General features: G+C 37.0%; 20 protein-coding genes and 1 pseudogene. 10 read left to right on the top strand and 11 right to left on the bottom strand.

Annotated features, from left to right (window positions below):
• Positions 1 to 26: 26 nt before the first annotated feature.
• Positions 27 to 935 (bottom strand): N-acetylmuramic acid 6-phosphate etherase, encoded by a 909-nt coding sequence (murQ, locus tag M3183_RS17085; protein ID WP_251471696.1) that lies wholly within the window; start codon positions 933 to 935, stop codon positions 27 to 29.
• A 622-nt stretch (positions 936 to 1557) separates the two neighbouring features.
• Here murQ and M3183_RS17080 point away from each other — a divergent pair.
• The 3 genes and pseudogenes from M3183_RS17080 to M3183_RS17070 all read left to right on the top strand — a co-directional run.
• Positions 1558 to 1824 (top strand): annotated as a pseudogene (locus tag M3183_RS17080) (nucleotidyltransferase family protein); the annotation flags it as partial.
• 249 nt (positions 1825 to 2073) lie between these two features.
• The gene (locus M3183_RS17075; protein WP_251471695.1) at positions 2074 to 2682 is read left to right on the top strand and encodes a dihydrofolate reductase family protein; all 609 of its coding nucleotides are present in this window, start codon (positions 2074 to 2076) and stop codon (positions 2680 to 2682) included.
• Between the two features lie 239 nt (positions 2683 to 2921).
• On the top strand, positions 2922 to 3281 hold the full coding sequence (locus tag M3183_RS17070) for a nucleotidyltransferase family protein (RefSeq protein ID WP_311315380.1): 360 nt from the start codon (positions 2922 to 2924) through the stop codon (positions 3279 to 3281).
• Between the two features lie 121 nt (positions 3282 to 3402).
• On the opposite strand, the gene M3183_RS17065 is transcribed toward M3183_RS17070, so the two are convergent.
• Complete coding sequence (locus M3183_RS17065) at positions 3403 to 3690, bottom strand: hypothetical protein (protein ID WP_251471694.1); 288 nt, start codon at positions 3688 to 3690, stop codon at positions 3403 to 3405.
• Between the two features lie 234 nt (positions 3691 to 3924).
• Between M3183_RS17065 and M3183_RS17060 the strand changes: the two genes are divergently transcribed.
• Positions 3925 to 4323 (top strand): (deoxy)nucleoside triphosphate pyrophosphohydrolase, encoded by a 399-nt coding sequence (locus M3183_RS17060; RefSeq protein ID WP_251471693.1) that lies wholly within the window; start codon positions 3925 to 3927, stop codon positions 4321 to 4323.
• Positions 4324 to 4342: 19 nt separating this feature from the next.
• Here the strand turns inward: M3183_RS17060 and M3183_RS17055 are convergent, their stop codons facing one another.
• Positions 4343 to 7156: a DEAD/DEAH box helicase gene (locus M3183_RS17055; protein WP_251471692.1), complete on the bottom strand. Its 2814-nt coding sequence runs from the start codon at positions 7154 to 7156 to the stop codon at positions 4343 to 4345.
• A 553-nt stretch (positions 7157 to 7709) separates the two neighbouring features.
• On the opposite strand from M3183_RS17055, the gene M3183_RS17050 reads away from it, so the two are divergent.
• Together M3183_RS17050 and M3183_RS17045 are read left to right on the top strand one after the other, a co-directional pair.
• Positions 7710 to 7892, top strand: coding sequence for a YolD-like family protein (locus M3183_RS17050; RefSeq protein WP_251471691.1), 183 nt, complete (start codon positions 7710 to 7712; stop codon positions 7890 to 7892).
• A gap of 167 nt (positions 7893 to 8059) precedes the next feature.
• A complete protein-coding gene (locus M3183_RS17045) occupies positions 8060 to 8989 on the top strand; it encodes a phosphate ABC transporter substrate-binding protein (RefSeq protein WP_251471690.1) in 930 nt (309 codons plus the stop codon).
• Positions 8990 to 9093: 104 nt separating this feature from the next.
• Here M3183_RS17045 and M3183_RS17040 read toward each other — a convergent pair whose 3' ends face one another.
• Complete coding sequence (locus tag M3183_RS17040; protein WP_251471689.1) at positions 9094 to 10398, bottom strand: alkaline phosphatase; 1305 nt, start codon at positions 10396 to 10398, stop codon at positions 9094 to 9096.
• Between the two features lie 305 nt (positions 10399 to 10703).
• Between M3183_RS17040 and M3183_RS17035 the strand changes: the two genes are divergently transcribed.
• Positions 10704 to 11846 (top strand): glycosyltransferase family 4 protein, encoded by a 1143-nt coding sequence (locus tag M3183_RS17035; RefSeq protein ID WP_251471727.1) that lies wholly within the window; start codon positions 10704 to 10706, stop codon positions 11844 to 11846.
• 470 nt (positions 11847 to 12316) lie between these two features.
• On the top strand, positions 12317 to 14686 hold the full coding sequence (locus M3183_RS17030) for a nitric-oxide reductase large subunit (RefSeq protein WP_251471688.1): 2370 nt from the start codon (positions 12317 to 12319) through the stop codon (positions 14684 to 14686).
• A 90-nt stretch (positions 14687 to 14776) separates the two neighbouring features.
• On the opposite strand, the gene M3183_RS17025 is transcribed toward M3183_RS17030, so the two are convergent.
• Positions 14777 to 15421, bottom strand: a complete 645-nt coding sequence (locus M3183_RS17025) for a response regulator (RefSeq protein ID WP_251471726.1) — start codon at positions 15419 to 15421, stop codon at positions 14777 to 14779.
• Between the two features lie 8 nt (positions 15422 to 15429).
• Entirely contained in the window at positions 15430 to 16569 is a 1140-nt protein-coding gene (locus tag M3183_RS17020; protein WP_251471687.1) for a sensor histidine kinase, read from the bottom strand.
• A gap of 181 nt (positions 16570 to 16750) precedes the next feature.
• Here M3183_RS17020 and M3183_RS17015 point away from each other — a divergent pair, with 181 nt between their 5' ends.
• Positions 16751 to 17599, top strand: a complete 849-nt coding sequence (locus M3183_RS17015; RefSeq protein WP_251471686.1) for a CPBP family intramembrane glutamic endopeptidase — start codon at positions 16751 to 16753, stop codon at positions 17597 to 17599.
• Entirely contained in the window at positions 17589 to 18155 is a 567-nt protein-coding gene (locus M3183_RS17010; RefSeq protein ID WP_251471685.1) for a methyltransferase family protein, read from the top strand. Before M3183_RS17015 ends, M3183_RS17010 begins: the two co-directional genes overlap by 11 nt.
• A 99-nt stretch (positions 18156 to 18254) precedes the next feature.
• Here the strand turns inward: M3183_RS17010 and M3183_RS17005 are convergent, their stop codons facing one another.
• The 5 genes from M3183_RS17005 to M3183_RS16985 form a co-directional block, all read right to left on the bottom strand.
• Complete coding sequence (locus M3183_RS17005) at positions 18255 to 19259, bottom strand: DUF3231 family protein (RefSeq protein ID WP_251471684.1); 1005 nt, start codon at positions 19257 to 19259, stop codon at positions 18255 to 18257.
• Between the two features lie 119 nt (positions 19260 to 19378).
• A complete protein-coding gene (locus M3183_RS17000) occupies positions 19379 to 19819 on the bottom strand; it encodes a YaiI/YqxD family protein (RefSeq protein ID WP_251471683.1) in 441 nt (146 codons plus the stop codon).
• Positions 19820 to 20054: 235 nt separating this feature from the next.
• Positions 20055 to 20765, bottom strand: a complete 711-nt coding sequence (locus M3183_RS16995) for an endonuclease V (protein ID WP_251471682.1) — start codon at positions 20763 to 20765, stop codon at positions 20055 to 20057.
• 17 nt (positions 20766 to 20782) lie between these two features.
• Positions 20783 to 21232, bottom strand: a complete 450-nt coding sequence (locus M3183_RS16990) for a toxin-antitoxin system YwqK family antitoxin (RefSeq protein ID WP_251471725.1) — start codon at positions 21230 to 21232, stop codon at positions 20783 to 20785.
• Positions 21232 to 22437, bottom strand: coding sequence for a YwqJ-related putative deaminase (locus M3183_RS16985; RefSeq protein ID WP_251471724.1), 1206 nt, complete (start codon positions 22435 to 22437; stop codon positions 21232 to 21234). The genes M3183_RS16990 and M3183_RS16985 overlap by 1 nt, the downstream gene beginning before the upstream one ends.
• Between the last annotated feature and the right edge of the window lie 354 nt (positions 22438 to 22791).

Genomic DNA, 22791 nt, shown 5'->3' with positions numbered 1-22791 from the left:
GGATCCGTTTAGATGGAGCCCACAGGTCATTCTACCTCAATTTGAATGGCCTTTTTGACATAGCCATCTGTTTTGTCCAATAATGCGGCCGCTGCTTCTTTGTTGATTCCACGTTTAATCATGACGATAGCCACTTTCACCTGTAAATCGGCATTTTCCAGTGCTTCCTTTGCCACTTCATAAGTCACCCCGGTAATTTGCCGGATGATACCAATCGCCCTTTCTTTCAATTTTTCGTTGCTGACATGAACATCAACCATTAGATTTTCGTACGCTTTTCCTAATAAAATCATTGAGGTCGTGCTAATCATATTTAAAATCATCTTTTGGGCTGTTCCGGCCTTCATCCTGGTTGAACCTGTCAGTGCTTCCGCCCCGACAATCACCTCAATGCTATGGTCGGCTTCCTTACTAATAGCAGCATTCTTATTACAAGATAAAGCAACTGTTTTGGCACCAATACTCCTTGCATACCGCAGACCGCCTATGACATAGGGTGTCCGACCGCTAGCTGCAATGCCAACTACTGTATCCTTTTCAGTCAGCCCAATTTTCTTTAAATCCTCTTCACCAAACTCGTTACGATCCTCTGCCCCTTCGACAGCTTTTAAAAATGCTCTATCTCCGCCGGCAATCATTCCTTGAACCATCTCAGGATCCGTACTAAAAGTCGGTGGACATTCGACCGCATCTAATATTCCTAAGCGACCACTTGTACCTGCTCCCAAGTAAACAAGCCTTCCGCCTTTTTTGAACGAATCAACGGCAAACCCTATAGCCGCCTCAACATCTGAAAGAACTTCCTTTACTGCTAAAGCAACCTTTTGATCTTCTTCATTAATCATGCGTAAGATTTCTAAAGGAGTCGCTGTGTCGATCTGCATCGTATGATTATTGCGTGTCTCCGTTGTTAATAATGCGAGATTTTCATCCATCCTATCGTCCTCCTGTTTATGCTAAACAATGAAAGCGCCTTCTATAGTTAGAAGTATACCCTATTTGAAATAATAATTCAATATTTATAGCAAAAAATTAAAATATCATTTCAAATCTATTAGAATCATTTTAAAATAAAACATGCAGCTGATGATAGACTAAAAGGTAGGTGCAGGTTGTTATAATAAATAATCAACTATATAACGTGGTGTGTCTGTATGGGAAGAGGCAGAAATTTGAAAAGGCAGTTTAATTAGAACTGTAAAGTATATTAGTGAAAACAATATGTCCGCAGCTCAAGCCGCTAAAGAAGCGGGCGTAATCAAGAATACCTTACATGGCTGGGTGAAGAAGTATGGGTAACAGCCATAAAGGCAGTAAAGCCCTATCTTTCAGACGAAAATTCGTGATCTCCAGAAGGAGAATGAAATCTAAAAAAGACGATGCACTATTTCTAAAAAAGTCCTCGGTAAGATACGAATTCACTTATGAACACCCCTCCCAATTCCGAGTAAAAAAAATGTGCAAAGTCCTGAGAGTTATTAAGATCACCAAGCAACAGCGTGATAGAAAAAATCTGTATCTATTTTAGTAGTATCAAACTTTAAGGGGTAAATCGAAATGGAAATGAATGAGGAAAAGGTCATCTCACTTATTAAGGAAGATAGTTGGATGATGGATATATTAAAATCAGCAAAATCATTGAATTTGCCTGATTGGTGGATTTATGCCGGTTTTGTTCGTTCAAAAATATGGGATACATTACATAATTTCAATGAGAGAACCCCTATACCAGATATAGACGTGATTTATTTTGACCCTGCAAATATGGATGAGGCAGAGGAGAAGCTGCTTGAAGAGAAACTCAAGGCCCTTCCTAGATTACCACTGTTATTCTTTTTCTTGTTCAACAGGCGCTATCCTTGAACAAGGAAAAGCTCCCATTTTTCATTTAAGGGCCAGATTCTTGAACAGCAAATTGTGTAAATATTGGAAATTTGGGATGATTGTTATTAAGTTAATAAAATGGTTTAATAGCATCAGTAACTTTATTCAGAAATAAATGCAGAGAATAATGAAGATATAAAAAAACTTGGATAGAGAAACAATATCCAAATGCTTAAAGGGTGGGAAATTATGTCCAATAACGCAAGGGCAAGAAAAGTAATTTTAGACTTAGCAGTTACTTTAGATGGTTTTATTGAAGGAAAAAATGGGGAAGTTGATTGGTGCATCATGGACTCCGAGATGGGATTTATTAATTTCTTAAATCAAATTGATACTATTTTATATGGAAGAAAAAGCTACGATTTATGGGGACAATTTACTCCAAAAATTGAAGATACTAATACAGAAAAAGGAATTTGGAATTTAGTTCATAGTAAAGAAAAATATGTGTTTTCTAGAACGCAAAAGGGGACTGATAATAAAGCAATATTCATAAATGATAATATTCTTGAGGAAGTAAATAAATTAAAAAATAAGTCTGGTAAAGACATCTGGCTATATGGTGGAGCAAGTCTTATTACAACTTTTATCAATTTAGGGCTTGTTGATGAATTTAGATTATCTGTTCACCCTGTTATTTTGGGAGAAGGAAAACCGCTGTTTATTGATTTAAAACAGAGGTTAAATTTAAAACTGGTTAATACCAGAACGTTCTCAACTGGCGTTGTGCAACTAATCTATCACTTGAATAATATTGCACATTCCAAAGTTAAAATACAATTAGGAAATACTCGATAGTAATTGCCACTTCTTCAGCAATCGGGCGCGATTGTTGAATATGATAAGCCTAATTCTTCGCTAATAAGCCTTAGTGGTTAGGCTTTTTTATCTTTCTTAACGATACACATTAGTAACGAGTTAGCGACAATTGGTAAATATCGCGGTTTATCTGAAAAAAAAGGAATAAGTGGTACATTCATATAGCTGTAATTAATAGTGGCTCACCTTTTCGCATTTACTGGCTCATTCGTCCGCAAATTGTGGCTCAAAACTCCGCACAATTGGCTCAATCTATCCGCAATACTCACCTTCCCCCTCATATCCCATGGTCTGTAAAAAATGAAGCACGAATGCACATAAAGAATAATATATCTCCTTATTCATCTTCTGTTGACGCTATTTCTAAATTTCCGGAAACCGTAACAGCTTTAGGTGTTAAATTAGAGAAAAAGGACAATGTAATCCTTACTGCCCCTTACGGAATAGAGGATGTTGTTAATTTGGAGGTTAAACCTACTCCTTTTTTTACAAAGAGCGAAGAACGGATTAACATTTATCAAGACCGCATTACTAGAAAGAATTGGAAGTCAAACTGGAATCATTTAAAAATCCATTAAAGGATAAAATTTCATCCTTTCCTCCTCCTGGCTTATTTAACTTCTTTTTATACATCCTGAAAAATCTTGAGTCATCTTTTCGGATTCCACTTTAATGTGGATTACTTTATTTAGATTTCTATTAATCTTTTGGTTTGAGGTTGTTTTTATATTTTATGTAATTTTTATAATGATTTAAAGCAGCGCTATACATATTATTACCTCTTTTATTTTTCTCCAAGAACGCTGGATTTTTTAGAATATTGTCAATTACCATTTCAGGGACATCGTGATATAGATTTATTTCATGCAAACCATAATTCCCTAATTCATCAGATAATGTATCAATGGCATTAGCGTATCTTCGTATTGAATAAGAGGACAATTTAGTAGTATTCTCAAGCCAATTAACAAAACCAGTCTTCCCCATTTTGAATTCCCCCTTTAATTGTTTACTTTTCTGACTTTCAATACCATTTTACAACAATTTTTCAAAAATATTTAAAAAAAACCAGTGGATAGCTGCACCATTGATATAGTTTATAAGTTAAATCATCGAGTATCAGTACCGTTTTTTTCTTTTGTTATCCATTTTCAAATTCGAATAATAAACCTTTTTAAAAAATGATATCATTATAATAGTAATAATCTTATGGAGGCTATAATGAAAAAAACAGTAAAAGTTGTTGCTGCAATTATCGAAAATGATCGACAAGAAATTCTTTGCGCTCTTAGATCACCAGAAATGTCTATCCCAAACAGATGGGAATTTCCTGGCGGTAAAGTGGAAGCTAACGAAGACATTTATTCTGCACTTGAAAGAGAAATTTCTGAGGAACTAGACTGTAGGGTTGAAACATTTAAAGACGTATTTAATGATAATACTCATGAATACGATACGTTTATTATTAATTTAATATCAATAAAATGCAGAGTTGTTGAAGGAAGTCCCGAAGCAAGTGAGCATTCAAAACTAATCTGGCTGAAGAGAGAAAATTTAGATTCGCTTAAATGGTCCCCAGCCGATATCCCTGCAGTTGAACAATTAATCCATGAAAAATAGTCTTCTCAAAATGAGAAGACTAGACTTTTTTCGTAAACTCTGTATATATAGTCGAAGGAATTTCGTTTTCTAATTCTAATTGGACAGTAATTGGTCTTTCTCCTTTAAAATGTACGGTGTTTCCTTTTCCAATATAAATAAAAGGCTCATTTTTCCCATCAATTTCTCTGTACTTCCTTACAAAGAGATGAAGGTTGATTCCCCGACGTTCATTATAAATGATGTTTTGCCCACGTTCTGTATTTTGGGAAGTGCTGTTTGGAGTTTGCCACTGAAAATATCGCTCATCAATAAATTTATCCTTATAATTAATACTTTCCTTGATATCCTCTTCTTTATGAAGATCAATAAACAAGAAATATTCATTGCCATTCGTAAGAAGGCCTGATCCTCTAAAAGAGCTATGGATTTTACGATAATTAGATAATAATGCAGCATCTACCATTTGATATTGCTCATATAACTTAAAGTGTGGGAGACCGTAATATTCTGCTTTAAATTCCTTTTCATATCGAAAAATCCCGTAATTTATGATATCTTCAATAAACTTACGATAATCCTCATTTTCTAATAACCTTCCAAACAATGCTGTCTTAATCAACTTATTCCTACTGTATTGGACAAGTTTAGGTTTATTCTTTAGCTGGACACTGTCATAATAGTTTTGATTCAGGGTTTCAAAGGCATGCAACACGCTATCATCATCTACATCATGAATCAACTTTAAAATTTGATGAGTTGCGGTTTCTAAATTTATTTCGTCATGTTCTAATAAATAGCGTATAATCACAAATTCATAAATCCGCTTTAGTGGCAGTTTACTGGACAATTCTTTTAAGGTACCCTCAAATTCTTCATTAAGTAAAAGGCCCTTTAATTGATCGTCCTTTTCAATTTTAGCCACAAACTGCAGATATGTTTTTTCTCGATTTATAAATTTAACGGGATTAGGAGCACCATCATATTTCATATAATCCATTAGTAATAGAGGAATTCTACCCTGATTTAGTTTTTTAAATTCAAAGTACTCTTCTTTTAAATATTTCATGGAATTGAAGTTTTCTTCATCAATCTGAGCTAAAATTCTTTCCTGTGAAATTTTATCCATTTGTATATGGGTACACCCAGGAATATTTGCAAATCCTGTAGCAATCGCAACTTTTAGACTCTCCTTATCATAATAACGACTACCATTTAACGCTAATGCAATTAAAAATGTTTTATTATGATTACCGATAAAATCGAGAACGGTTAAGAATTCCTTACCTTCATGCTTCCGCAAACCTCTTCCCAGTTGCTGAATAAACACAATTGGGGAATTGGTTGGTCGTAACATGAGAACCGTGTTAACAGAAGGGATATCCACTCCCTCATTAAAAATATCAACGGTAAAAATAAATTCTAATTCGTCCTTTTCGTTTTCTAAACGGTTAATATATTGTTCCCGTATTCCTGACGAGTCTCTTCCAGTTAAACATACACTTTTATAGCCTCTTTTATTAAATTCACTAGCCATATACTGAGCATGTTCAATGCTTACACAGAACCCGAGGCCTTTTCTTTTCTCCCCATCATAACCATAGAAGTCCATTTTTTCGATAATAAAATCAACACGTTCATTTACCTTTAACCTTTTTGTGATTTCCTGTATATCATCAATATCAACATCACTTAAATCAATACCTTCAATATCAGTTATTCCAAAATAGTGAAAAGGAATAACCAACTCATCCTCTAAAGCTTCATGTAAACGAACTTCAAGTGCAACATTATTATCAAACAAATCAAATACATTATAGCCATCACTTCGTTCCGGCGTAGCCGTCATTCCGAGAGTAAACTTTGGTTCAAAATAATTTAGTACCATTTGATATGTTGGACTTGTTGCGTGATGTGCTTCATCAATTATCAGATATTCAAACTCATCCCTTTCAAATTCTTGGAAACATTTAGAAATAGTTTGAATCGTAGCAAACACATAATCAACATGTTTCTGCTTATGATTACCGGTAAGTAACCCAAAAGTTAAATCCTCATTTGGTAAAAGTAGTTCAAAAGTATCCTTGGCTTTCTTTAAAATTTCTTCCCGATGAACAATAAAAAGAAGCTTTTTGGGTTTCACATTCTTTACATCGAACGCGGACATATAAGTTTTACCAGTACCAGTCGCAGCAATGACAAGCGCTTTTTTCTCACCAAAACTTCGGAGTCTTTCTAAGTTTTCAGTGGCCCGCTTTTGCATTCTATTCGGTACAATATATTGCTTATTTTCATAAATCAATTGATGAGAAATTTGAGTCTTTTTGAAACTTCTCAAAAAATCCTCATATCTATTAATAAAATCTTCATCCGCTTCTTCACTCATATTCCAAAGATATTCATATTCCTTTAAAACATCTTGAATAAATCGGCCATCCTCTTTTGTGATAATTTCAACATTCCACTCAATATTGCTTTTCAACGCACTTTGGGTGATATTAGATGACCCAATAATGACTTTGTAGCTGTCCTGGTACTCAAATATGTATGCCTTTGTATGAAAACCTACCTCTTTATCAGTTACAAAAACCTTTAAGTCTACATTTTTAAACTCTCTTATTTTTTCTAATGCTTTAGCATCAGTAAAGTTAAGATACGTAGAAGTAATGACTTCTCCTTTTATACCTTTATTGCAAGCTTCTTTCAAGGGATCCAAAAGTAGCTGTAGGCCACTGAAATTAATGAATGCAACACTAAAATAAAAACGTTGACATTCAGCCATTGACCTTACTAATTCTCTTAATAAATTCCCCTTTTCAGAGTTAACGATTAGTCTCTTTTCAACCGATTCCATTGAATTACTCCTACCCCTGAATTTACTATCAGTATCAGTAATGTTATATATTGATTATGTGAAAATTGTACTATATTCTGGGGGATTAAAAAAGATCTTCTATTTAGGTGTGCTAATAGGAAGATCTTTTAAAATGGTAGTATACATAAACTTTTAGACCAATCCAACCTTTTTCTAAGTAGAGCATCATAAATCCAAATCATCAATAAACATCACAATTTGTAACAAACCCAATATCCTCTTTTGGCAAAAACAGAAACAAAAAAATAGTGCCTTTCCCGCCACCTTAACACCTTAAGCGTTAATACGTTGGGGGTCAGGCGCCAGTTCCTAGTAAAAGACTTAACACTTGACGAAATTGAATGATAAGGGAGTTCCAGGGTAAAAAAATCTAAACATCCTTGCACTTTCTTTAGTGTGGTGACCAGCCAAGAGTATCTTTTAATATTGTTACCTTTTTAACATCTTCCCTTAACCACGGCTTCATGTTTCCTTAATATGCATAAGTTACAATTGCATTGTTACATTATTTCTTATAAGGGAAGGGATTTTGATGTTTTTGAAAAAATTGGCTATGCGGAAACCAGTTACAGTCGTCTATGATAAAAATGGCAGCATACAAACCGTTAAAGGCCGTGTCTATCGCCTTAGTTTGCGCGAACAAATCCTCTCGCTGATAGATGAACAGCAAAAAATTTTCTCTATCCAATTATCCAGTATTAGAGAAGCTTATTGAGTCTATAATACTGGTATTTTTGTGAAAAAAGTCTCATCTTTTCATTTCACGAATAGTAAAATTTACATAATTTCAACAAGTCTTTACATTCCGTTAATACTCCATTAATAATTAATGATTATTCTTAAACATGCAGCAACTACATAATCCATAGGAGGATATCAAAGATGAAAGGTTTAAAAAACTTTAGCCTGTTCGCCATTCTAGCAGCGTTCATGGTCATCATGGCAGCATGTGGAGGTTCAAATACCACAGCAAAATCAGAAAAGACAGGTGACAATACCACACCAAAAACAGAAGAAAAGAAGGAACTTTCCGGTTCATTAGTTATATCAGGCTCCTCAGCTATGCAGCCGTTAGTGGCAGCAGCAGCCGAAGAATTCATGGCTAAAAATCCTAAAGCAGATATTCAAGTCAATGCCGGCGGATCTGGAACAGGCCTTTCACAGGTAGCAGAAGGATCTGTACAAATCGGTAACTCAGACGTATTTGCGGAAGAAAAAGAAGGGATTCCAGCAGATCAGCTGAAAGACCATAAAGTAGCAGTAGTGGGTATGACAGCAGCCGTTAACCCTAAAGTCGGAATCAAAGATATTAAGAAAGAAGATTTAATTAAAGTATTCACTGGCAAAATCACAAACTGGAAAGAACTTGGCGGAGCAGATCAAAAAATCGTTCTAGTCAACCGTCCTGATTCATCTGGTACTCGTGCAGTATTTAATAAATTTGCTCTTGATGGTGCAACTCCAGCCGAAGGAATCACGGAAGATTCTTCAAACACAGTTAAAAAGATTATTAGCGAAACAGATGGCGCAATCGGATATCTAGCATTCTCTTATTTCACTGATAATGCGGTAACACCTCTTGCACTTGACGGTGTAGAAGCTACAGCTGAAAACGTACAAACTGGAGATTTCCCAGTCTGGGCTTACGAGCATTCTTATACAAAAGGGGAACCAGACGAATTATCTCAAGCATTCTTTGACTTCCTCATGTCGGATGATGTTCAAAACAATCTTTTAAAAGAACAAGGATATCTTCCTGTAACGAAAATGCAAGTAGAACGTGACGCACAAGGAAATCAAAAAAATCTTTAATAAAGAAGGCAGCAACCTAAAAAGCACAACCAGCTGGTTGTGCTTTTGTGTTATAAATGGGAGATGGTCGGCGCCTGGAGCCAACCATCTCCCTCGCTCTTTTTTTAATCAATGATCTCAAATAGAATTTTAGCTATATCACTGTTTTCTATTCTCCCGCTGAATAAGTGTCGATTTAACCCATAGGCATAAATGGGAACATCCTCTCCCGTATGCCCTTTGGTGGTCCATCCTGTACTGGAGTAATCATTAATAAGATGAATCAGCATTTGCCTGGTATCTTCTACTTCCATTTCTAATGTCGATTCCACCATTTTTACATCTTCATCATCCAGTGGAAAACACATATAGTGCTTTAAGGGGACAATACTCTTTGTTTCGTGCAATCTTCTGGCAATGACAAGAGGTGTAGCTGAAATTGATTTAATCACACCTGGATTCCATTTGTGGTTGCCATCTCGATCAATGCTCATCCCTCCTGTAGAGTGATCAGCTGTTGCAATAACAATTGTATCATCCCGATTGGCGGCAAACTGAATGGCTGTATTAAACGCTGCTTCAAAATCTTTCACTTCACTCATTGCCGCTACAATATCATTGTCATGCCCCGCCCAATCAATTTGACTTCCTTCCACTAATAAAAAGAAACCATCTGGATTTTGCTGCAATCGTTTGAGTGCTGCGTTTGTCATTTGGAGAAGTGAGGGAACAGACAACTTACGATCAATACTTTTCGGTAATTCTACCGGCGCGAATAGCCCCAGCACCTGCTCGTTTTTATCTGCAGCCAGCTCCAGTACGTTTGTCACGCACCCAAACCCGCTTTTAAAAAACTCTTCTACTAAATTGCGATCATTTCTCATGAAATAGGAGGTTCCCCCTCCAAGAATGACATCTATTTTATGTTTACCTTCAATCATTTCATCAAAATAATCATCAGCAATTTGATCATATTGTTCTCGTGATTCAATATGAGAGGCAAATGCCGCTAGGGTCGCATGGTTAACCTGGCTTGTACCCACTAAACCGGTAGATTTACCAAGGAATTTTGCATATTCTAAAATGGTTGGAACTGCTTGTTTATCAATGTTTAAACCAAGAACACCATTATAGGTTTTATACCCCGTTGCTAATGCAGTTCCAGCAGCGGCAGAATCCGTTATATTACTCTCTCTATCTAGTGAATAAGTTGATTGGGATCCAATAAAGTATTGGTCAAATATAGTGGGATTCATGAATCCTTTCCGGGAGTCGTGATTAAAATAGCGAAGACCAGTGGTATAAGAAAAACCCATCCCATCTCCAATGAGTAAAATGACATTTTTTACTTTCCTTGTTTCATTGTATTTCGTTATAGGATGAAATAAATTCAGATTATGATCTTGCTGAAGGACCGTGGAATTGAACAAAGTTTAAAAACACCCTCTCTTTTTAAGGTAGTCATTTTAACTAAAGCCTCATGTTCGCACTTCTTTTATAACATAAAAACAAACTCCCTTTACAGATAATACAATATTTTTACAAACATTATAAAAATTCTTAAAAGAGGTACACCCTCAACATACAGAGTCTTTACAATGGTTTAACAGCAACTTTAGAAAATACACAACTGTTATCTAATAGAATAAAGAGGAAGGAAATTTAAATTGAGAACTCTTTAGAAGAATGAATAGCCGCTGCAGCGGAATTTTAACTGATGGGGAGGAAAATGATGATGAAAATTGCTATTTTCACGGATACCTATTATCCGGATATTAATGGAGTGGCGAGAACACTTAAGCACTTTACCAATTATCTTGAGAAACAAAACATCTCCTTCAAAGTCTTTGCACCACATTCTGATTCACATGAATACATTTCGTCCAATATCCACCGCTTTAAAAGCTGGTCCTTTTTCTTATATCCAGAATGCCGCTTGGCTTTGCCTAACATTTTCCGAATGAAAGCAGAGTTAGAGGACTTCTCCCCTGATATTATTCATGTGGCGACACCATTTAACATGGGACTTTGCGGCATTTATCTTGCAAAAAAATTAGCAATTCCCCTCGCAGGTTCCTATCACACCGATTTCGATCATTACTTACAATTCTATGACCTGCAATTTCTTTCCAGCATTTTATGGAAATACATGAAATGGTTCCATAAGCCTTTTAAAAAAATTTTCGTCCCTTCACATGAAACATTAACCCAGCTTACCCGCCATGGATTTGCAAATTTAGAAATTTGGCCCCACGGAGTAGATTGCGAGCTTTTTCACCCTTATTACGATATACAGGCGGTTCGTGAGCAAAGAAGCATCACCAAGAAGTACCTTCTAACCTTTGTAGGAAGGCTGGCTCCAGAAAAGGATGTCAAAACACTTATGTCTGTGGCAAATGCCCTGCCAGATGAGGTCAATGAGCAGATTCAATGGTTAATCGTTGGGGACGGTCCGCTTAAAGAAGAAATGCAGGTTCACTCCCCTGCCAATATGTCATTTACAGGATATGTAACCGGAACAAAATTAGCAGAAATTTATTCCGCATCTGACTTATTTGTTTTTCCGTCCCCTACTGAAACCTTTGGAAATGTAGTAATAGAAGCTTTAGCAAGCGGAACTCCTGCTGTTACAGCTGATTCCGGAGGCGTAAAAAATATAATCAAGCACGGGGAGACTGGTTTTTTATGTGAAACGGGAAATGCAGCAGAGTTTACAGAAGCCATCGTCAAATTAATAAGCAATGACAGCATGAGAAAGCAATTTGGAATGAAAGGAAGAGAGTATGCTCTCACACAAAACTGGGATACGATATTCGACCATTTACTTTGGCAGTACGAATCTGTTCTCGAAGGCGCCGCCATTCAAAAATTCGCCTGATTTTCGAATAGGTCATTCATTCCTTAAGCAGTAAATGGCCCTTTTCCGCTCATTCACCTAAGATGTTAGGGCACCTTTTGAATAGTGGTGCCCTGATTCCACTTTTACTCCGGTATCCACAGCATCTTCCCCAAAATCAACGACATGATCAATTAAAATAATGAATAAACATGACAATTTTGTGAACGGAACAGCATGCTTTTTAGACAAAAAAACGTCAACTGAAATATGTATCATTTCAACTATGTAAATAGTAGAAACCCTCTTCATCTCAGGGTTTTTTAAGCATTTACTTTCTTAGAAGAACAATGTTAGATCTACCGCAATTAGGTGATGGCCGCTATTTATAGCAGGATTTTCAAGTCCTTATGTGACAAATATCTACTTAAATATGTGAGGTATATCACAAAATCCATTTCCCTATCTCGTTAAAATCTAAATCGAACAACAATATGAGAGAGGTGATTGATATGGAAGCTTACAAACTAAAACCTTCAAAGCCGGAACCGAAGGCAACATCAAAAAATAGTTTCCTAAAATCAGTTTTAATAGCAACACTTATTTTATCATTCACAGTTTTATTAGTCGGGGGTTATGGGATTTTCAAAGATTTAGCTCCAAGACCGGTAAAAATTATGAATAACGCGGGGGATGTACTCCTTTCAAAAGAATCAATCGTTGGCGGTCAGGCAGTCTTCCAAAAGTATGCCCTGATGGATTATGGAACGGTATTAGGTGATGGCTCTTATATGGGTCCAGACTATACCGCAGAAGCTTTAAAAGTTTATACAGAAGGTATGCAGGATTATAAAGCAAACCAACAATACCATAAATCTTTTAAACAATTAACAAAAGATGAACAATCTGGAATTCGTGATGAAGTTATTAAAGAAATGCGGAAAAATCGCTATGAAAAAGACAAAGATATTCTTACATTGACGGCTGCTCAAGCAGCAGGATACACCAAAGTGCAGGATTATTACCGCCATGTCTTTAAATATGGTGATGGCTGGGGTTTAAAACCGGGTCTTATTAAATCAAAAGATATGCCAAAAGCTGACCGTGCCTGGGTTGGAACAGGAGATCAAGTAAAACAAATTTCCGACTTCTTCTTCTGGACAGCATGGCTGTCCAGCACCAAACGGCCTGGAGATACCATAACATATACCAATAACTGGCCATATTATGAGGATGCCGGAAATACCATGTCCTTCTCTGCAATATGGTGGAGCGGGGCTAGTGTAACGTTATTGATTTTATTCCTTGGCTTAATATTATTCTTATTCCATCGTTATAAACTAAGTATGCAAGAGGCATACACTGAAGGGAATTTCCCTGTTATTGATATTCGCAAACAGCCTGTCACATTATCACAAATTAAAACAGGAAAATATTTTACAGTTGTATCCTTATTATTCTTTATACAATGTATGTTTGGGGCATTGCTCGCCCATTATTACGTAGAACCAACAAGTTTCTTTGGAATTAAGTGGATTCATGATCTTTTGCCATTTAGCATAACAAAAGGCTACCACTTGCAGCTCGCCATTTTCTGGATTGCAACCTCATGGCTGGGTCTTGGTATTTTTGTGGCCCCATTAGTTGGCGGACGGGAACCAAAACACCAAGGCTTGCTCGTTGATATTCTTTTCTGGGCATTAGTTGTTCTGGTCGGCGGCAGCATGATTGGTGAATGGCTGGGTGCAAACGGCAAACTCGGAAATGGATGGTTCTTATTTGGACACCAAGGATGGGAATACCTAGAGTTAGGACGATTCTGGCAATATATTTTAATCGCGGGAATGCTTATTTGGCTGTTCATTGTCTTTAGAGGTATTAAACGAGGTCTTCATAATGAAACAGACAAAGGCGGCTTAATTCACTTACTATTCTATGCATCCCTTGCTGTGCCATTATTCTATGTATTCGCCTTGTTCTTTAACCCTAGTTCCAACTTTACGATGGCGGACTTCTGGCGCTGGTGGATTATCCACTTATGGGTAGAGGCTATTTTTGAAGTATTTGCAGTGGTTGTCATTGGTTTCCTATTAGTACAATTAAAATTAGTAACGAAGAAGTCTACCGTTCGTTCATTGTACTTCCAAATCATCATCCTGCTTGGCAGCGGCGTTATAGGAATTGGACACCACTATTATTACCAAGGTTCATCTGAAGTTTGGATTGGTTTGGGGGCTGTTTTCTCAGCATTAGAGGTTATTCCATTAACATTATTGATTTTAGAAGCATATGAACAATACAAGATGATGAAATCAGGCGGAATTGAGTTCCCATATAAGGCTTCCTTCTGGTTCTTGATTTCAACAGCGATTTGGAACTTATTAGGCGCCGGCGTATTAGGATTTTTAATCAACTTGCCAGCTGTCAGCTTCTTCGAACATGGACAATTCTTAACCCCTGCACATGGACATGGTTCCATGATGGGTGTGTATGGTATGTTCGCGATTGCAGTTGTACTCTACTCCATGCGCAATATTGTCAAACCTGAAGCATGGAATGATAAGCTGCTAAAATTCTCATGCATTATGTTAAACATTGGTTTAGCGGGTATGATTTTGATTTCATTGCTTCCTGTCGGGTATTTACAGCTGAAAACAGCATTTGAAAAAGGATACTGGGCTTCACGTGTTCCAGAATTCCTGCAAAATGATACTATTGTTAAATTATTAGATATTCGTGCTCTTCCAGATAGTATTTTCTTAATTGGGGTAATCGCCTTTGTATGGTTCTGTGTGAAAGCATTGTTTAACTTACGCAAACCAACACATGGCGAACTTGAGCCATTACCAGTAAAAGACTTAACACTTGATGAAGACGAATAATAAGGGAGTGCCAGGGTGAAAATCTAATCATCCTGGCACTTTTTTCATGCAATGCCCAGCATATAGAACCGTGAAAAGGTAATTCCCCTTTTATTTCCCCTTAAGATAAATAATCAATTCCGACCGGCTTTTTAATTCTAATTTATCCAGTATACGAGAAACATAGTTTTTTACTGTTCCTTCAGTTAAAAATAATGTAGTACTGATGGTCTTGTTACTTTTTCCCTGCATGATTTGTTCAACGACTTCCATTTCTCTTGGTGTCAGCAGTTTTGATAAATCTTTCGTTTCCACAGAAGATGGAGAAGGGTATTCTGGGATATTCTGCAAGGCATTGATCAGCTTGCTTGTGACCTGCGAATGCAGCATAAGTGTGCCCTCATAGGCTGCTTTGATAGACTTAATGATTTCTTCCAGGTCAGAGTCTTTCAACATAAAACCATCTGCCCCATTTTTCAGCCCATTGAAAATATACTCATCCTCATTAAAGGTCGTTAAAATGATGACTTTCACTTTTGGATATTGAGCCTTAACAGCCTTTGTTGCCTCAATACCATTCATCACCGGCATTCTTATATCCATTAAAATTACATCCGGGACCTTTGTTTTAAGCAGGCTGAGGAGCTCCTCACCATTTGCCGCCTCTCCGATGACCTGGATTTCTTCATTTAAACTTAATAGCATTTTTAAACCGTCTCTTACAATGCCTTGGTCATCTACAATGATAATTTCAATCAATTTCATCACTCCATACTGGCCGCAAATGGGATCTCCGCTTCAACAGCAAAGCCATTACCATTGGCCGACACAAACTGAATTTTTCCGTCTAAAGAATGGATTCTTTCTTCCATTCCACGTAAGCCGTGAGATTTTTTTATATCAGCGCATCCGGCCCCGTCATCCTCTACTTTTACATGGAGCTTATTGCCGTGTACAAAAATATCAATATGAAATCCCTGTGCATTTCCATGCTTAATCCCATTTGTTACAGCCTCTCTGACCGTTTCGTAAATTCCCTTCCGGATTTCCTTGCTTGCATGCTCAGCTGTGTCATCGAAAAATAATTCAAATTCTAATCTCCCGGTCATTTGCAGGCTCTCAATCAGATCATCAAGAGAATCGCGCAGTTTGATCTTGTTTCTCCAGCCTTGATCATCTTTTAACACATCTACCGCCTTGCGAAGATCTGTAATAGAAGTCTGCGAGATTCCGAGGGCCTTTCCTAACACTTCTTTTGCCTTCAGGGAATCCGTTTCCATCATTTTCTCGGCAAATTCCAAGTGCATTTTTAAAGCTATCAAGGCATGACCAATGGAATCATGAAGTTCCTGGGCAATTCTCGTCCGTTCTTTTACAATGGTGATTTCCTTTAGCTTTGCATTTGCCTCCATTAATTCAGCATTCAGCAGATTTCCCTTTTCCCTTTCCCGGCTGTTGCTGCGAAACAGATAGATGAGCAGCAGCATGGCCAGATACGGGAATAAAGCTTCCTGAATCCCTGCCTTTAGGACAAATACAGCGGTTATAAAAACGAACAAATGGAGAATGAGCATTCCGATTTGAATCCTAGGGCGGTAGAGAAAAATCTCGACAATCGGAAATATAAAATAAAAGTTGATTGGCAGGCTATCGAATCGAATCAAGTACAACCCTGTACCAATAATACTTGCCGTCATGGATACATAATAAATTATACGATGATTTTCAAATAATTGGTAACGATTTCTCAAATGATCATTTACGTGCAAAAGGATGATTCCGAAAACGAAAGCCGCCTTCAGCATAATGGGTATTTGGGGACGTAAACTGATATCAATGGAAATCGTCACGATCAAAATGATTCTAAAAATCACTAAAATCTTAGGCGGTTTATGTTTATTCAAGAGATCACATCCATTGTTTTTACTAGCATTATACTATTTTGCCAAAAAACAGAATAGATAGCTAAAGTCATCTCAAAATGGTAACTAAAGTCATATACACCTGGTTACTTTAGTTTCTTTTAAGAATATCAGCAAAATATTACCATGAAACCATAAGAAATTCTCAAGGGAGTGACCACTTATGGTTCAAAAAAATAACGGTTTGCTTTACGCGTTCACGGTTCTGTTCATTACCTGGAGCGTCACCGCCGCTCTGTTTATCCAGCCGAATATAGGACTAAAAACATTTCCCATCATTATGTTTATTCCAGCAGCTGCTGCCATTATCTTTTCTATTTTTACAGGGGAGAGATTTAATGGGTTTAAACCAAAAATGAATGGAAAAGCATTGTTGTTCGGCATTTTATATCCGCTTGTCTTCATTTTGCTTTGCGCTGTCCTGGCCCAGATTCTTGGAATCGGAACCTGGAATGCCGATAAATTCCCCAATGGTAAAATGATCGTCACAATCGTGATAACGATTTTGCTTAATTTGTTTACAGTTTTAGGGGAGGAATACGGCTGGAGAGGTTATCTGCTTCCGAAGCTTACGATGCACTGGGGAAAAACAAAAGCCACTATCATTCTCGGAATCATATGGGCCTTGTTCCATGCACCTGCCGTTTTATTCTTAGCTAAGACAACAGGTATCAGCCATCCATGGCTGCTTTGCTTGATTCAAGCAGGCTGTGTGTTTGTCATCAGCTTCGCATTTTCCTACTGCTATTATTTATCGGGGAACATCATCCCTGTCCTGTTTCTTCATTCTGTTTGGAATGTCATTAATACACATGTACTGGGCAGTATTTACACAAACGAGCACGGAATGATGGATGGCAGCATTGTTTTATTTAACGGAGAAGGATTGCTAGGCCTCGTTTTAGGAGGAGTTTTCATGTTTTGGTTCATACATCAATTCCAGAAGGAATGCCAACTGGTAAAACCTGGTTATACAAAGATGATGAAGGGGGAAGAACTTAATGGAAATTAATTTGTTTGCAGAGATTACATTTTATTTATGGGTATTGTCTGAGATTGCAATTTTAATAAAAACCAAACTGCAGCGAAAAAACACGGTATCAGAAAACAAAGATAAGGGTTCGATTCGGATGATTATGATTGGCATATTCCTCTGTCTTTTCGTGACCCAGCTATGTAATGTTTTGAAACTAGGGATTGTCCCTCCAACACTTTCATATGCGGGAACGTTCATCATCATCATCGGCATCTGTATTCGTCTTTGGGCTGTCGCAGTATTAGGCAGACATTTTTCGCTGGTCGTCTCCGTTGACGCTGAGCAAAAAATCATCCAAAAAGGCCCTTTCCGAGTGATCCGGCATCCCTCTTATACTGGTGAATTATTGAGTTTTATTGGAATTGGGCTTGCTTTCCATACATGGGTTGGGTCTCTCATTATGGTTGGATTCTTCATCATTGTATTCGGTTATCGTATGCGTATAGAAGAAAAAGCCTTAATGGAAAGTTTTCCAGATGACTATCCGAGATATATTCAAAAGACATCCAAAATCATTCCTTTTGTCTGGTGAAGGGCCATTTAAGGGAACATTTTTAGAAGAAAAGGGCACCACTTATATTATAATGCGGTGCCCTGATAAACTATCATAAGATGCTTTCTCAACATTGAGCTAATTTTTATATAACTCATTTCGATCTATTGTTTGTGGAGGCTGTTCCATCCATCCCCGCTTAACCATAAGTTTAAGCCCTTCTTCGCTGTACCTGATTACATTTGTTAAGAATAGGGAATAATGTGCTGCGATATCTTTTCTCATTGAGACTGACAAAGCATCCCCTAATGTAGAAATAGCAGCTTGGTTGGAAGAACTTATAAAAAACAGGATTAACTTTTCGGAAAATGGAGAAATTGTTGAATTTGTTACCTCCATAGTTACAGGTGTTCCTGAAAAATGATGATTTACTTTCAACAGCTTTTCAAATGTCTCTATTTGGTCTTCAGCTAATTTTTTCCCTTTTAATAAATAGTCCTTTATTTCTTTATCCTTTGTAACCTGTAATAATCCCATCAAAGCGACTAAACCAATTGCATTTCTTTCGATGTCTTGATAAAGTTCGGCAATTTCTAAGCAGTTTAGTGGTCTTTTTTCACCAAGCCACGTATTTAATAAGGAGGGATGCTGTTTTACATACTCAACGCTTACTGGATATTCCATCTTTGGCGGCCGATCATTTAATCCTTTTGAGAGCATCAAAGCTAATGCCTTTTTATGTAATTCAGTCTCATTATGAAGACACGCTTTAAAAAAGTCATATATGTCGAGACGGGTCGCTTTTGTAAGGACATTGGTGTAATGAGGCATCGTCACTTGCCCCACGCGATAAGCATAACTTAATGCAAATAAGTCTGTATATAGTGCAGGGGCGGATAAATCAACATCTTTATCTGAAAATCCATTGGGCATGGGGAAGTTTTCCTCTTCAAAAATGGTTTTAACCTTTCCAATAATGGTTTCAACAAGAATCATAAATTCTTCAACGATTGATTGAATCTCCGTATCTTGAAGATGTTGAAGGAAATGTTTGTAAAAACATCTCACTGCAGTGCTTTGTATATAAGTTTTCCAGAGGGATGCGATTTCAGCAGCGGTTAATTTTATATTGTTTTTTTCCAAATCACCAACATCCTTGTCCATCCATTAACTACAGTGTCCCCATAAAATTGAAAAATATAGAGTATACTTGAATTCTAACGATAGTTCTGCAACGAAATGCAGTCTCATCAAAGGTATGTTTAAAGAGAAATAGCCTTCTTAAAAAGCTCCCTAAACTGCTCCCTGTCTTCCTGAGTAAAAGGCTTGGGTCCTTTTGTCCGCTTGCCGCCTTTTCGGGCCATGGCACTTAAATAGCGGGTCTGCAGTAATTGATCAATGTTTTCGTTTGTATAGGTAAATCCTTTGTGGTGAAGCACCATGCATCCTTTTGCCAATCCCAGTGAGGCAAGTCCGTAATCTTGAGTGACAATCATATCTCCTGATGCCGCTAACTTCATAATCCGGTAATCCGCAGCATCTGCCCCGGAATCAACGTAAATGGTCTCCACCCCTGAAGGCTTCTCTACATTCGAAAAATGAGAGAAACTTGTCACCAAAATGACAGGCATCTTCACTTTTGCCGCTTCTGAAATAATAATATCTTTAACCGGGCAGGCATCTGCATCCACATAAATTTTCATTTTTCTCTCCTAAAAATAAATTCGAAATAGGCAACGGCATAGGCTGTCCTTCAGAATACGTTACTATTCCCTCTAGTTTATTCTATATATTAGATTTTATTTACGGCGGCTATATCATTAATGGTAAAATATGGTTTATCATTATTTTATCATGTAAAGATTGGATAGGATATAATGGAGACTATCAACACTAATAAAGATTATGGAAGGGATTGGCTCCCTCCCATAATCTTTATTAGTCTATTTTCTTAGATTTCATTTCTTTCCTGACCTTATGTGTATAAATATCCGCAAATCTCGTAGGGAGGGGAAGACGGCTGTCCTTCTCAATAAAATGCAGGACAATTTCTGTTGTAGTATCTACATCGATCCAATTACCACATGATACAAATATCGGCTTAACATCTTTTCTCGATCGCAGGGCTCTTCCATAGACTTCATCATGAATAACAATGTCGGTATATGCCCCTTCTCGATTTTCCGGCATAATAAAATCGACATCTTTTATTTTTAAATAATTTTTTGCCACACCAATTGTTGGCTTATTTAAAAAAATGGAAGCATGTGTGGCAATTCCCATATGGCGATAATGCAGATATCCATTGCCATCAAACATAAACATATCAGGCTTTGATTTCAGCTTTTTCACCGTTTCCAACACCAAAGGAAGTTCCCGAAATGCCAGAAACCCAGATATATAAGGCACCTTGACCACATCACTATGATGAACTTCTTCAATTACTTGCTTTGTAACGTAATCTATAATAACAATACAGCAGACAGCATAATCTACGTTATCTTCATTCCAATAGGCCAAATCTACGCCCGCAATTAGTTTGATTTCTCCTATTAAAAAATTGTTCTTTAAATTTACCTTTTTAAGTAATTCCTGTTGTGTTTTAATAAATTCCTGTTGAAGTTCTGAACTTACATTTGGGACAGCCATGATTCATTTTTACCTGCCTAATTGTCAAACTTTTTGACATACTCTAAATCAAATTTAGTTGGTTCCGTCTTTTGTTCAATTATTTCTCCAGTTTCATTCCATTTTGTATAGGTTAAACGTCTGCCGACTCGTGATTCACCTTCATACGCTTTCTGACCATTTTCAAACCACATGATTTCTTTCCCTTTAACTGTGCCGCCGTCCATAATTCGATAACCTTTTATTTTTCCGCTTGGGTAAAACTCAACAAAAGGACCTTCTTTCAGACCATTACGGTAATATCCATAATAAGCTAAATTTCCATTGTCATACAATTCGAATGCTAAACCGCTAAATGGTTTTCCGCCTTTATCTTCCGGATTATCGATTACCTCATCACTATAAGAAGTAAACCACAGTTTTTCATCAAAATTAACACCATTGATTAGCACTTCATCTTTACTTAATAGTTGAATTTCCAAATTGATTACCTCCAAGTAAACTCAAATCCATCTGAAATATATTTACAATGGGAACATCTAGGCATAGCCATTCCCGCCGGTTTCAATTTCTTTCCTGACCTTACTACATGCACTAAGAAATTATCAATATTGGCATTGGGGTTTGCTAATAATGCCTCATTTAACGCATAAATCTCAGCATGTGAACCCGCTCCCTTAGTAAAAGTATACCCTTCATTTATATCAGGAGGCATGTTCATTATTCTTTCTTCTATAAGAGGATGTAAATTCTCAGGAAGATAGCCCAAATCATTATTTATGCCGAAATAGTACTTGCCGGTTGTTTTATCCAAAACACCAGCTAATGCAGGACCTGCCTGTTTGTTGGTAATATTGGACTGCCCAAGTTTATCCACTTCTTTTGCAACTGCATCTCTTAGATTAATTCTTTGGTGAAGTTCTTCTGAAGAAAATGTCCCATATTTATCTCTTAACTGTTCAATTCTACTTTTTTCAACTATATTTTCCTTCTTCGTTAATTCCTTTCCACTATTTACACCATATTTAACCTTAACTCCGCCAACTTCTTCTATTACCTTTGTACCCTTACTTAGCTTAACCGCCTTATCAACACCCTTTGTACCGACTAACGCCAGCGCTGCTTCGCCAAATGCACGGCCAAACCAATGGGATGCACTTTCCACATCACCATTGACAACATCCTTATTCCAGGAATCTTTGATCGTTTTCCATATGGCTTTCCCAGCAGTAATTGGATGCTTGACGACATAAACAAGACCTTTGGCGGTTTTAATCGGGTGCCTAATCACCTGCCAGAGACCTTCCACAGTAGAAACCACAGTATCGGCTAATCCTGTGACAAACCCCTTCGCTCCATCAAAAACACTTCCAAAGCCATCCGCTATCTTTGCCCAAATTGACTTTTCTTTTGAAAATGGCCTAGAAGCAGCTTTTGTATCTGCCTGAACATATTTTTCCATTGAATCATCAATAAAGATATTCATTTCGTTCACCTTTGTCTCCAGCTCATTTAGAGACGTAAGTGTTTGATTCAAACGTGAACCAATATGGCTTCTTTGGACAACTTTAGAATCTAGGCTGTTCCTAACGGAGGATAAGGAAGATTCTATATATCTTAGTTCAGACGATATGTATTTGAGACGATGATTAGTAGATTTTATATGATTTACTTTAATTTTAATCGATTCCACCAAACGGAAGTACCTCCTATCCATGAAAATCCTGCTAAATGAGTGCCTTCCTCTTTTTCATATTCAAGTCTCTCAGCAGGCATAAATGAGGTTGGAATCAAATAGTTCATGCCAAATCGGCATTACCATCCCTTTTCTTATTATAAGGTAATAATTGTAAATCATTAACATGCTATTTTCCTATATATGGCGTTTAAGGACAATGTTTTCTTTTACATTCATAGGTCAAATAGACCATTGGAAATTCATTAAAAACACAGCTGTTGAGGGGGGCCCTTTTTAGAAGAGATTATCACCCATGTTGTTTGTTTTGTTACTTGCTTTTTTTCACCTGCTTTTAACAACCACTTCACA

The sequence above is a fragment of the Neobacillus mesonae genome (genome assembly GCF_023715155.1).
Classification (GTDB): domain Bacteria; phylum Bacillota; class Bacilli; order Bacillales; family Cytobacillaceae; genus Neobacillus; species Neobacillus mesonae_A.
This window is presented reverse-complemented; position numbering and strand designations above follow the sequence as displayed.

Coding starts and splice junctions, on each gene's coding strand:
- murQ (WP_251471696.1), bottom strand. CDS start 935: ATGGATGAAAATCTCGCATTATTAACAACGGAGACACGCAATAATCAT.
- M3183_RS17075 (WP_251471695.1), top strand. CDS start 2,074: ATGTCCAATAACGCAAGGGCAAGAAAAGTAATTTTAGACTTAGCAGTT.
- M3183_RS17065 (WP_251471694.1), bottom strand. CDS start 3,690: ATGGGGAAGACTGGTTTTGTTAATTGGCTTGAGAATACTACTAAATTG.
- M3183_RS17060 (WP_251471693.1), top strand. CDS start 3,925: ATGAAAAAAACAGTAAAAGTTGTTGCTGCAATTATCGAAAATGATCGA.
- M3183_RS17055 (WP_251471692.1), bottom strand. CDS start 7,156: ATGGAATCGGTTGAAAAGAGACTAATCGTTAACTCTGAAAAGGGGAAT.
- M3183_RS17050 (WP_251471691.1), top strand. CDS start 7,710: ATGTTTTTGAAAAAATTGGCTATGCGGAAACCAGTTACAGTCGTCTAT.
- M3183_RS17045 (WP_251471690.1), top strand. CDS start 8,060: ATGAAAGGTTTAAAAAACTTTAGCCTGTTCGCCATTCTAGCAGCGTTC.
- M3183_RS17035 (WP_251471727.1), top strand. CDS start 10,704: ATGAAAATTGCTATTTTCACGGATACCTATTATCCGGATATTAATGGA.
- M3183_RS17030 (WP_251471688.1), top strand. CDS start 12,317: ATGGAAGCTTACAAACTAAAACCTTCAAAGCCGGAACCGAAGGCAACA.
- M3183_RS17015 (WP_251471686.1), top strand. CDS start 16,751: ATGGTTCAAAAAAATAACGGTTTGCTTTACGCGTTCACGGTTCTGTTC.
- M3183_RS17010 (WP_251471685.1), top strand. CDS start 17,589: ATGGAAATTAATTTGTTTGCAGAGATTACATTTTATTTATGGGTATTG.
- M3183_RS17000 (WP_251471683.1), bottom strand. CDS start 19,819: ATGAAAATTTATGTGGATGCAGATGCCTGCCCGGTTAAAGATATTATT.
- M3183_RS16995 (WP_251471682.1), bottom strand. CDS start 20,765: ATGGCTGTCCCAAATGTAAGTTCAGAACTTCAACAGGAATTTATTAAA.